At 65.6% G+C, this 11348-nt stretch carries 11 protein-coding genes; 7 read left to right on the top strand and 4 right to left on the bottom strand.

The window, feature by feature from the left end; genetic code table 11:
• Positions 1 to 5: 5 nt before the first annotated feature.
• Positions 6 to 698: a GNAT family N-acetyltransferase gene (locus tag ACQCSW_RS17625; RefSeq protein ID WP_426987936.1), complete on the bottom strand. Its 693-nt coding sequence runs from the start codon at positions 696 to 698 to the stop codon at positions 6 to 8.
• A 94-nt stretch (positions 699 to 792) separates the two neighbouring features.
• Between ACQCSW_RS17625 and ACQCSW_RS17620 the strand changes: the two genes are divergently transcribed.
• The gene (locus ACQCSW_RS17620; RefSeq protein WP_426987934.1) at positions 793 to 1254 is read left to right on the top strand and encodes a hypothetical protein; all 462 of its coding nucleotides are present in this window, start codon (positions 793 to 795) and stop codon (positions 1252 to 1254) included.
• Between the two features lie 50 nt (positions 1255 to 1304).
• Entirely contained in the window at positions 1305 to 2198 is an 894-nt protein-coding gene (locus ACQCSW_RS17615) for a rhodanese-related sulfurtransferase (protein WP_426987932.1), read from the top strand.
• A gap of 38 nt (positions 2199 to 2236) precedes the next feature.
• Here ACQCSW_RS17615 and ACQCSW_RS17610 read toward each other — a convergent pair whose 3' ends face one another.
• From ACQCSW_RS17610 to ACQCSW_RS17600, 3 genes are all read right to left on the bottom strand, one after another.
• Entirely contained in the window at positions 2237 to 2824 is a 588-nt protein-coding gene (locus ACQCSW_RS17610; RefSeq protein ID WP_426987930.1) for a hypothetical protein, read from the bottom strand.
• A 77-nt stretch (positions 2825 to 2901) separates the two neighbouring features.
• Positions 2902 to 3561: a hypothetical protein gene (locus ACQCSW_RS17605; RefSeq protein WP_426987928.1), complete on the bottom strand. Its 660-nt coding sequence runs from the start codon at positions 3559 to 3561 to the stop codon at positions 2902 to 2904.
• A gap of 30 nt (positions 3562 to 3591) precedes the next feature.
• Positions 3592 to 4029 (bottom strand): hypothetical protein, encoded by a 438-nt coding sequence (locus ACQCSW_RS17600; RefSeq protein ID WP_426987926.1) that lies wholly within the window; start codon positions 4027 to 4029, stop codon positions 3592 to 3594.
• Between the two features lie 135 nt (positions 4030 to 4164).
• On the opposite strand from ACQCSW_RS17600, the gene ACQCSW_RS17595 reads away from it, so the two are divergent.
• From ACQCSW_RS17595 to ACQCSW_RS17575, 5 genes are all read left to right on the top strand, one after another.
• Complete coding sequence (locus ACQCSW_RS17595) at positions 4165 to 4956, top strand: MerR family transcriptional regulator (RefSeq protein ID WP_426987924.1); 792 nt, start codon at positions 4165 to 4167, stop codon at positions 4954 to 4956.
• Between the two features lie 39 nt (positions 4957 to 4995).
• Positions 4996 to 6723, top strand: coding sequence for a DUF7059 domain-containing protein (locus tag ACQCSW_RS17590; protein WP_426987922.1), 1728 nt, complete (start codon positions 4996 to 4998; stop codon positions 6721 to 6723).
• A 156-nt stretch (positions 6724 to 6879) separates the two neighbouring features.
• Entirely contained in the window at positions 6880 to 9609 is a 2730-nt protein-coding gene (topA, locus tag ACQCSW_RS17585; RefSeq protein WP_426987920.1) for a type I DNA topoisomerase, read from the top strand.
• A 47-nt stretch (positions 9610 to 9656) separates the two neighbouring features.
• Positions 9657 to 10109: an SseB family protein gene (locus tag ACQCSW_RS17580; RefSeq protein WP_426987918.1), complete on the top strand. Its 453-nt coding sequence runs from the start codon at positions 9657 to 9659 to the stop codon at positions 10107 to 10109.
• Between the two features lie 53 nt (positions 10110 to 10162).
• Positions 10163 to 11167, top strand: coding sequence for a Ppx/GppA phosphatase family protein (locus ACQCSW_RS17575; RefSeq protein ID WP_426987916.1), 1005 nt, complete (start codon positions 10163 to 10165; stop codon positions 11165 to 11167).
• Positions 11168 to 11348 lie beyond the last annotated feature (181 nt).

Here is an 11348-nt window from a genome sequence, read left to right as displayed (position 1 = left end):
AAAAATCACCCTACGGAAAGGTCTGCGCCTTCGTCAGACGTGGACAGCATCAGTACGCGGCAAACAGTGGACCAGCCCAGATGGGAATACAGCTTCTGGCCGTCGATGGAGGCCAGCAGCAGGCCGTTCTCCACATCCGGTCCGATGGCCTGCGCCGCAAGGGCCTTCATGATGAAGCTGCCCAGGCCGCGGCGCTGGAACGCCGCCTCGGTGACAATCTTGTCGAACACTGCAGTCTCGCCCACCACAAAAACCCTGCCGCTCGCCGCCACCGTGTCACCCGAGCGGACCACCGCGTGGTGGACGCCGTCGAGTTCGGAGGTGACCAGGTTCAGGTCATCGTCGGAGAGCCACGGATCTTCCGTATCCTGGGTGGACATGTCCACAATCATCATGGCCTGCGATGCGGACGTGACGTTCAGACCGTTCTGCTGGGCCAGCGCCGCGAAGCGGGCGACGTTGTTGCTGAGGATGGTCAGGACCCTTGCCGGAGCCTCGGCGGTCTTCGCAGCCAGCGCCGCGAACTCGTCAGCGGAGGGGTCGTGGGCGAAGTATTCCCATTCCCCGGTGGTGTCGGCCCGCAGTGCAGCGGGGAAGCGGCCCTCAACTGATTTCTGGTAACCGCGGCAGCCGGCCCAGCCGGCTACCCAGACTTCCAGAAGGTGCGTGATGTCTTCAACCAAGGCGTCCGGACTCATGTCATGAGGGTATTCCAGCCCCGACATAAGCAACAGGGGTAGGGTGCCCCGATATGACTTGCTTATGCAATCGTGACCCGACAAGACTGACGGAATGCCCGCTGCCACAGAAGATGCCGTTCCGTACACTTTTCCTTTGTCCTTGCTGGTCTGCGTCGCCGCGACCTTCGCGGGTGTGGGCGGCGCCAGGTACTGGGAGGCGGCCACCGGACTGAGCTATTGGCTCTGGCTTGCCTGCGGTCTCATCCCGCTGGCAGCTGGTCTTCTGATCCACCGCCGGCAGACATACCCTGTGGTGTTCCTGGGTTCCCGTCCCGACCCTGAAGGCGGGAACCGGCCAGGACTCGGTGGACTGCTGCAGTCGCTCGTCCTGTTCCTGGTGCCACGGCTTCTGGGGGACGGCGCTGCAGCACTCTCCCTCAACAATGGCGCCGATGCTGTCGGGGCCGCTGTGACGGCAACCGTGGTGACCTTCGCCGTCGTCGTCCTGGGCTACCGGGCGGCCGAAACCGCCCTGAACAGGCGCGACGCCGGCATCGCAGCGGGGCAACCGTAGCCCGGTCAACCGGCGGTTCCGGTGCCCGGCAACCCAGTACCCTTAAATACGTGGCTTTGAACCGAATTGTGCTCTTTTACGGCTTTACCCCCATCGCTGATCCGGACGCGGTGCGGCTCTGGCAGCGTGCCCTGTGCGAAAAACTCGGGCTGACCGGACGCATCCTCCTTTCCAAGGACGGCATCAACGCCACGGTGGGCGGCGAGATCGGCGCGGTCAAGCAATACGTCAAGACCACACGCGAATACAAGGGCTTTCACGGCATCGACGTGAAATGGTCCCACGGCGGCGCGGAGGATTTCCCGCGGCTGAGCGTTAAGGTCAGGGACGAGATCGTCTCCTTCGGCGCGCCCGGCGAACTCAAGGTGGATGAGCACGGCGTTGTGGGAGGCGGCACCCATCTCAAGCCCGAAGAACTGCACGAACTGGTGGAGGCCACGAAACAGGCCGGCGAGGACGTGGTGTTCTTCGACGGCCGCAACGCCTTCGAAGCCCAGATCGGCAAGTTCAAGGACGCGATCGTCCCCGACGTGGCCACTACCCACGATTTCATCAAGGAGCTCGACTCCGGCAAGTACGACGCCCTCAAAGACAAACCGGTGGTCACGTACTGCACCGGCGGCATCCGCTGCGAGGTGCTCTCCAGCCTGATGGTGAACCGCGGTTTCAAGCAGGTGTACCAACTCGACGGCGGCATCGTCCGCTACGGCGAAACGTTCAAGGACAAGGGCCTTTGGGAAGGCTCGCTCTACGTGTTCGACAAACGCATGCACCTGGAATTCAGCGAGGACGCGAAGACTATCGGTGAGTGCGTCCGCTGTGCCGCTCCCACCAGTAAATTCGAGAACTGCTCCAACCCGAGCTGCCGCACACTGACGCTGTACTGCGCCGAGTGTGCCGCCAGCCCGGAGACGCTGCGCTGCCCCGAAGGCTGCGTGGCCTGAAAGGTGCGGCCGGTTCCGAGCCGGCAGGCAGAAAAAGTTCAGAGCCGGGCCAGCCGGTAAGCGAAATTGGCGGGGGACTGCGCTTCAACCTGGAAACGCAGCACCGTTTCCTTGGACAGGTAGATCACGCTTTCGCGCCGGGATCCGCAGCGCAGGCTGAGGTCCACCATGGTGAATTCGTCGTTGCGGACTTTGTAGTCGACGCGCCGTTGGCTCCGGCACACCAGGACCAGGACGTAGGTTCCGGTGGCCAGGGGCGCCGTGGCGTCGGTCCGGATTTCTTCGGCCCGCAACAGGCCGAATTCCCTATGCACCACCTGCAGGCCGGGCCCCACCTGGGACTCCGTCAGCCACGCCTCCATTTCGGCGTCGCTGACGGGATCGTTCTGCCACAGCTCAGCGCGCGGCCCCGGCTCGGTCACTGCCGGGGCGTTCTCGGCGGGCCGCCACCCTTCGTCGTACGTGTATTCACATCCGGCGAGCGCAGATCCGGCCACCAAGGCGCCCGCCGTCCAGAGTACGACGGCGGCCCTCACCCGGGTGCGCACGGAGACTGACCGGGGCGGGCAAGCGCCCGGACGAAGTACCGCCCTGCGGGGCGGCGGCGCCCCCTGCGTTGCGGGCATACTCCGACTCTATGCCCGGCACGGACCCCAATCCAGAGCCCCGAGGAAGTGAGGGGACGGCTGGTCAATGGAGGGGGTTAGGGGCTGCTGCTTGCCGGGGCAGCGGGGGTTGGACTGGTTGGCGGTTCTGCAGGAGCCTTCTCAATGCGGAGGGCGGCGACCGATTCTCCGCCGCTGGTGGGTGACAGCGTAGCCGTCACCCGTCCGGCGGTCAGCTGCAGGGTGGATTCGAAGGGATCGCCGCAAGGAACCTCAAGGTCAAGGAGCTGGACGCCGCCCTGCGAAACGGTGAGCTTCGCCGCGGGCGCGGGCGCGGGGCCGGGGCCGGGGCTTGGGCTGCAGGCTGCCCGGATGAGATAGGAGCCGTGGTCCGGCACCAAACCCATCAGGCTCGAGCCGGTGTTTCCCATGCCGCCCAGCATCGAGGCCACCCGGCGGTCCGTTTCCGGCCCGAGTTGCGCTTCCACATCGGCGATCCGCTCAAGCTGGCGGGCCTCTTCCTGAGCGCCGGGGCTGGCCGGTCCATCGCCGGGAACCGGTGGCAGCGCCGCGGTGCTCGCTCCTGGCAGGGGTTCGGAATCCGCGTACTCGCACGCACTCAGCCCGAAAGCTGCCAGCAGCGTGCAGGCGGCCGCCGCAGCACTGCGCCCCGCAAGCCTGTGCCCCGTGAAGGCGCGCACGGAAGCTCCCAGCTGCATCGATCGGCGAGCAACGGACTTTCCCCCAAGAAGCGTCATTCCGCGAGCCTACCGGCGAGTGGCTGGCAACTAACCCGCGGTTACCAGCTGGTAGGCGTAGATCAGCGGCGCGTCAACGCTGGAGACGCTGAGCTCCAGCGGTCCGGATTCCGGGAGTGTGATCTTGACGGACTCCCGCGCGCCGTAGCAGGCCGCCCCGAGGTCGGCGAGTTCCTTGCCGCCGGACCGCACTGCGAGGAAGGCCTTGCCTCCGCCTTCGCAGACGAGTGTCAGCGTGTACTTGCCTGCCGGAACGTCCTCCGTACGGTCAATCGGCTGGGCGTTGAGAATCTTGCCGGCATCCTCGGCAACAATGCCGCTGGCCGACGGCATAGCAGTGGCTTTCCAGGCCGGCACATCGGCGTTCTCCACCGAAAGCTGCTGCGCGCAGCCGGAGACGCCCAGAAGGACAGCTGCTGCAGCCACAGCGGAGAGGGCGCGCGGCAGGGAGGAAGGAAATAGAACCATGCTTCCAAACTTACCCGGCCCCATCTGCGCTCCGTGATTCAGGCCCTTGACCTTGACGCTACGTCAACATTTATTGTTGAACCATTAGCAGGAACAGGACCCCGGACCCTCAAACACACCAGGAAGGAGGAACACATGGACTGGTCCATCCAGGACATAGCCCGGATCGCAGGCACCACCAGCAGGACGCTGCGGCACTACGACGGTATCGGCCTGCTCAAGCCCAGCCGCACCGGCAACAACGGTTACCGCCACTACAACCAGGATGCGCTCGTGCAGCTCCAGCGCATCCTGCTCCTGCGCGGGCTGGGGCTGGGCCTGCCGGTGATCAGCCAGGTGCTCGACGACGAAGCGGACGCAGCCAAGGCGCTCACCGGGCATCTCGAGTGGCTCAAGCAGGAACAGGACAGGCTGGCGCGGCAGATCGCGTCGGTCACACAAACCATCCAAGCAGTGAAAGGAGGTGGCGAAATCATGGCAGAAGACATGTTCAACGGTTTCGACCACACGCAGTACAAGGACGAAGTGGAGGAACGCTGGGGCATGGACGCCTACGCCAAGGGGGACTCGTGGTGGCGCGGCATGAGCGCCGACCAGAAGGCAGCGTGGAAGCAGCGCTCGCAGCAGCTGGGCGAGGACTGGATCGCCGCCGCCGCGGCGGGTATCGCACCGGACAGCGCGGAGGCTCAGGACATCGCCAGGCGGCACGTCGAATGGCTGACCGGAATCCCGGGCACACCGGCGTCGGACGCCCGCGGCAAGGGCGACGGCAAGGGCAACAGAGACAAGGGTGACGTCAAGGCATACGTCACCGGGCTCGGCGAAATGTACGTTGCGGATCCCCGGTTCGCCAAGAACTACGGCGGCGTGGAGGGAACCGGCTTCGTCCGGGATACCCTGAAGATCTACGCGACGGAGAGCCTGTAGCCCGTCAGCAGGCTGTCGACCCGCCAATAGACTTGGGCGGTGACTGATTCCACGCTTTTCCTGGCCGGCAACACCCCCGATGCCCCGCGCAGCGACCTCCCCGGGCTGCTGACGGCCCTCGCCGCGGACCTGCGCCGGGTGGACTACACGCTCGACGGTGTGGCCGGGCTGCTGGGCGAGTCAGCCTACAACGCGCTGAACCGGGACCAGATCATCCCGGCGCTGCTCGCCACCGAAAGCGCCACAGAGGGTGACGCAGCGAACGGTGAGAATACGACGGCGGCGCTCGCCGCCGTCGTACGTTTTTGGCTGCTGGCGGAACCGCAAACGCGGGAAACGCTCGACGCCGCCCTGCCGGGAATCCGGTCCGACGGCCTGGTGGAGTTGGGGCTGCTCGAGCCCGTGCCCGGCGCTGATCTGCCTGGCGCGGATCAGTCGGCGCAGGACCTGCTGCAGGCAAAAGCGGATCTGCGGCCGTACGGCTGGGATTCAAATGAGGACGGCAGCGGCGGCGCCGAGCTCTGGGTGGCCAGCGACCTCGCGGCGCACCAGCAGGCCGGAGTACTGCGGCACGATCACGTGCTCGGGATCGGGCAGGCGTCCACCACGCTGGTGCAGACCACCGTCCGACGCCACGTCACGAAGGCACTGGACCTGGGCACGGGCTGCGGCATCCAGTCCTTCCACCTCCTGCACCATGCCGAGCACGTGACGGCAACGGACATCTCGGAGCGGGCGCTGGCCTTCACCCGGTTTAACCTTCTACTTAATGCCGAGGCCCTGCACCTGGACGCGGACAGGATGGAGGACCGGGTCAGCCTTCGTATGGGGTCGCTCCTGGAGCCGGTGGCCGGCGAAGAATTCGAGCTGGTGGTGTCCAACCCGCCGTTTGTCATCACGCCGCGGACCTTGGGCGAGCACGCGTCCGGGCAGTTCACCTACCGCGACGGCGGCCTGCCCGGCGATGACATTGTGTCCTCGCTCGTGGCGGCGCTGCCCGGTGCCCTTGCCCCCGGCGGCACCGCACAGCTGCTGGGCAACTGGGAAATTCCCGCCGGGACCGAGTGGCACGAGCGGCCCAAGAGCTGGATCGGTCCGGACGCGGATGCCTGGTTCATCCAGCGCGAGCAGGTGGGCCCGGAGCAATACGCCGAAACGTGGTTGCAGGACGCCTCCGAATCCCGCGACCGGAAGCATTACCGGGACGCCTACGCCGCCTACCTGGCGGACTTCGCGTCCCGGAACGTGGCGGGGATCGGCTTCGGGATGATCTGGCTGCGCCGGCCGCCGGTCACAGGACAGGTCGCTGGACCAGAAGCGGGTCCCGCAGCCGCCTCCATCAGCCGTTTCGAGGAAATCACGTACCCCATTGAGCAGCCCATCGGGCCTCACCTGGGCGCCGCCGTCGAGCGTTCCGACTGGCTGGCCGTCAACAGCCTGGCGGACGCGCACCTGCTCGTGCCGGACGACGTCACCGAGGAACGCCATCAGCGTCCCGGCGCCGAGCACCCCGGCGTGATCCTGTTGCGCCAGGGTGCGGGCCTGCGCCGGACCAATCTGCTCAGCACCGAACTCGCCGGATTTGTCTCCGCCTGCGACGGTGACCTCACCGTCGGTCAGATCATCGGTGCCCTCGCGGCGCTGCTCGGCGGGAGCCTTGCCGGGGAGGACGGGTTCGACGGCGACGCGTTCCGGGCCGGGCTGCTCGACGACGTCGCGAACCTGGTCAGCGACGGTTTCCTGGTTCCTTCCGAGCCTGCTGAATAGTGGTTTGGCGGGCTCCGGAACACCCCCAATCGGGGTCCCGGACGTGCCTGATGAGTCAGCGGTTTTTCCACATGAATGCGCACGATTGTCCAAAATATGGTGAACTAGGCCAATATGGGCTCATCTGCCCGCGCAACCTTTTTCTGTAGGAGCACCGTGCCAAGCAAGGCCAAAACAGGCAAGAAACTCGTGATTGTGGAGTCTCCGGCCAAGAGCAAGACCATCGCCAAGTACCTCGGCGAGGGCTTCATCGTAGAGGCCTCCATCGGTCACATCCGCGACCTGCCGCAGCCGTCTGAGCTCCCCGCAGAACTGAAGAAAACCTCGGTGGGCAAGTTCGCCGTCGACATCGAAAACGACTTCAAACCCTATTACGTGGTGTCCGCGGACAAGCGGAAAAAGGTCACTGAGCTGAAGGCCGCCCTCAAGGATGCCGACGCTCTCTATCTCGCAACCGATGGGGACCGTGAGGGCGAGGCCATCGCGTGGCACCTGCTGGAAGTGCTCAAGCCCAAGGTCCCCGTGTACCGGATGACGTTCGGCGAAATCACCAAGGAAGCCATCCACCGCGCCATGGACAACCTGCGCGATGTTGATACGGCCCTGGTGGACGCCCAGGAAACCCGCCGCGTCCTGGACCGCCTGTACGGTTACGAGATTTCCCCGGTGCTGTGGCGCAAGGTGGCCCGCGGCCTGTCCGCCGGTCGCGTGCAGTCCGTGGTCACGCGCATGGTGGTGGACCGTGAACGCGAACGTATGGCCTTCAAGGCCGCCTCCTACTGGGACCTCACCGGCCAGTTCGGGGCCGGTTCCGGTTCGTTTAAGGCGAAGCTCGCTGCGGTTGACGGAGCCAAGGTGGCTTCGGGCCGGGACTTTAACGACAACGGCGAACTGACCTCGCGCAATGCGGCACACCTCAACGAGGAACTCGCCACGTCGCTGGCCGCGGGTCTCCAGGATGCGGACTTTAATGTCCGGTCCGTGGACACCAAGCCGTACACCCGTCGTCCCGCAGCGCCGTTCACCACTTCCACGCTGCAGCAGGAGGCCGGCCGCAAGCTGCGCTTCTCCTCCAAGAGCACCATGCAGGTGGCCCAGCGGCTGTACGAAAACGGCTACATCACCTATATGCGTACCGATTCCTCGGCGCTGAGCGACGAAGCCGTTACGGCCGCCCGCCGCCAGGCCTCCGAGCTGTACGGCCCGGAATACATCCCGGCGTCCCCCCGCGTATACACCAGCAAGGCTGCGAACGCGCAGGAAGCCCACGAGGCCATCCGCCCCGCCGGTGACTCCTTCCGCACCCCCGCCCAGGTGGCCAAGCAGCTCTCCGGTGACGAGTTCCGCCTGTACGAGCTGATCTGGAAGCGCACCGTCGCGTCCCAGATGGGCGACGCCAAGGGCTCGACGGCGACCATCCGCCTGGGCGCCGTGGCCACCGATGGCCGGGACGCCGAATTCTCCGCCTCCGGTACCGTCGTCACCTTCCCCGGCTTCCTGGCCGCCTATGAAGAAGGCAAGGACGAAAGCCGCGGGGACGACGACTCCGACGAAGCCCGGCGGCTGCCGAACGTGGCCAAGGACGATGCCCTCACGGCGTCGGACATTCTGGCCGTGGGCCACGAGACCTCGCCGCCGCCGCGCTTCACCGAAGCTTCGCTGACAGCCGAGCTGGAGAAGAAGGGCATCGGCCGCCCGTCGACCTACGCCTCCACCATTTCCACCATCCAGGACCGCGGCTACGTCCGGAAGCAGGGTTCCGCGCTGGTGCCCAGCTGGATCGCCTTCTCGGTGATCCGCCTGCTCGAGCAGCACTTCACGGATTACGTGGATTACGAGTTCACGGCAGACATGGAAGGCGACCTGGACAAGATCGCCAACGGCCAGGCGGTTGGGTCTGCCTGGCTCAAGCACTTCTACTACGGTGAAGATTCCGATCCGGGCCTGCTCAGCATCGTGAACAACCTGGGCGAGATCGACGCCCGGGAAATCAACTCCATTCCCATCACGGATGAGATCACGCTGCGGGTGGGCAAGTTCGGCCCGTACCTGGAAAGCTCCGCCGCCACGGTGGACGCCAAGACCGGCGAAATCGTGGAGAACTCCCGCGCCAACGTCCCCGAGGACCTGGCGCCGGACGAACTGACGGCGGCGAAGGCCATCGAACTGATGGAAACGGCTGCGCCGGAAGAACGCGTACTGGGCGACGACCCCCACACCGGGCACAGCGTTGTCGCCAAGAACGGCCGCTACGGCGCGTACGTCACCGAAGTCATCCCCGAGATGACCGAGGAACAGCTGGCCAACCAGCCCGTTGAGTACTACAAAAACGGCAAGCCGAAGCCGCCGAAAAAGCCCGTCAAGGCCAAGCCGCGCACCGGTTCGCTGTTCGCGTCCATGACCGTGGATTCCGTGACCCTGGACGAAGCGCTGCAGCTGATGAGCCTGCCCCGCGCCCTGGGTGAGGACGCCGAGGGTAACCTCATCACGGTGCAGAACGGCCGCTTCGGTCCGTACCTGAAGAAGGGTACGGACTCCCGTTCCATCGGTACCGAAGAGGAAATCTTCACCATCACGCTGGAGCAGGCGCTGGAGATCTACTCCCAGCCCAAGCAGCGCGGCGCGCGTGCCGCCGTGGCACCGCTGGCCGAGTTCGGACCGGACCCCGTTTCCGAGAAGAACATCGTGGTCAAGGAGGGCCGCTTCGGCCCGTACATCACCGACGGCATCACCAACATCACCGTCCCGCGAGCCACCTCCCTGGAGGAACTGACCCGCGAACAGGCCATAGAACTCCTCGCCGAGAAGCGGGCCAAGGGTCCGGTCAAGCGCACCACAACGGCCCGCAAGGCCCCGGTCAAGAAGAAGGCTCCCGCCAAGAAGTAAGTACCGGTGGAATTGCGCCGGGCTCTCCAACGTGGTCGAGTAGATGCATGACTGAACAGCCCGGAACAGCCGACACCACGCCGCTCAACGAACTCGAAGAGAAGCTCGCCTTGGGCGGACAGCCCGAGAGCAGCCCCGTGGACGTCATCCTGTCCTTCCTCAACAGCGAGGTCTACGTCATCAGCACCGACGGGATCGAGGGGGAAGATTCCCAGGTGGAGCCGCTGGTTTTGGCGAACGCCGACGGCGACCCCGTCTTGGCGGTGTTCTCGCACCCCAGCCGGGTTGACGAGCAGTACCTCGAGGCGGCGCCGAACGTCCTGGGGACCCAGGGTGCAGCCATCATCGCCAACATTGGCGAGGAACTGGGCATGGTGATCAACCCCGGCGCCGCCTACGGGTTTGAGATCAACCCAGAGGGAGTCGCCAACATTAAGCGCGACTTCAAGCGCGCTGATGAACTTCCCGACGGCGCACCCGAGGACCCCTCCGCCAACTGACATCTTGCCTCGCGGGTTGTGAGTGTGGGCCCGGGCGGGGGAATAATGGCAGGATGCGGCTAGGCGTCCTCGATATCGGGTCAAACACTGTCCACCTTCTCCTGGTGGATGCCCACCCTGGCGCGCGTCCGGTGCCCTTCGCGTCGCACAAACGGCCAATATCCCTGGTCCAATACCTGGATGCCGACGGCAACATCACGGACGCAGGGCAGCACGAGCTGACCGAATTCGTCCTTGAAGCCTGGGAGTTTGCGGCCAGGCACAAGGCGGACGACCTGCTGGCTTTCTGTACGTCGGCCATCCGCGAAGCCACCAACGGCCCTGAGGTGCTGGCCCGGGTCAAGCACGAAACCACTGTCACGCTGCAGGAACTGACCGGCAGCGAAGAAGCCTCCATGACCTTCTTCGCCGTCCGCCGCTGGTACGGCTGGGGCGCGGGACCCATCCTGAACCTGGACATCGGTGGCGGCTCCTTCGAAATGGCCTTTGGCCAGGACGAACTGCCCGAAGTGGCCACCTCGGTGCCGCTGGGCGCCAGCCGCGTAACCCGCGACTGGCTGGCTGAGGACCCGCCTTCCGCCAAGAGTGTCAAGGAGCTGCGCCGCTACATCCGGGCCACACTCGCCCCCGCGGTGAGGCAGTTCGACGGCCTGGGGCGCGCCAACGTTGTGGCCGGAACCTCCAAGACCTTCCGGTCGCTCGCCAGGGTCGCCGGGGCAGCCCCAAGCGCCGCAGGCCCCTACGTGAAGCGCACACTTAACGCCACGGATCTGGGCGTATGGGCGCAGCGCATTTCAGCCATGAAGTCCGAGGACCGGCTCTTCCTGCCGGGCGTGTCAGAGGCCCGCGCCCACCAGCTCCTCGCCGGGGCTCTGGTGGCCGAGGCTGCCTTGGAAATGTTCAAGTTCAAGAAGATCAGAATCTGCCCCTGGGCGCTGCGTGAAGGGCTGATCCTGCGCCGGCTCGACCAGCTGGTCTTCGCCGGTCCGCTGGATCCGGCCCCGCATATCATGGAGCCAGACCCGGCACGTCAGGCGATCGAGGCCACACCCGCCTGAGGCTGTTTGCCTGAGGCCCGCCTGAAAGGAGCGTTAACGCGAAAGCGCCGGCGTCCGCAACAGGAAAATGGGGGGAAACCTGCTGCAAACCACCGGCGCCTCGGGCAAACATCCCCATGCTTGCCGCATCACTCGCACCCTCAATGAGGTAATAACTACGTTAGGCTACGAAGTTGTGTGC

Origin of the sequence: Pseudarthrobacter sp. Y6 (genome assembly GCF_050156205.1) — a bacterium.
Lineage (GTDB): Bacteria > Actinomycetota > Actinomycetes > Actinomycetales > Micrococcaceae > Arthrobacter.
Note: the sequence above shows the minus strand (reverse complement) of the source record. Positions and strands in the feature narration are given on the sequence as shown.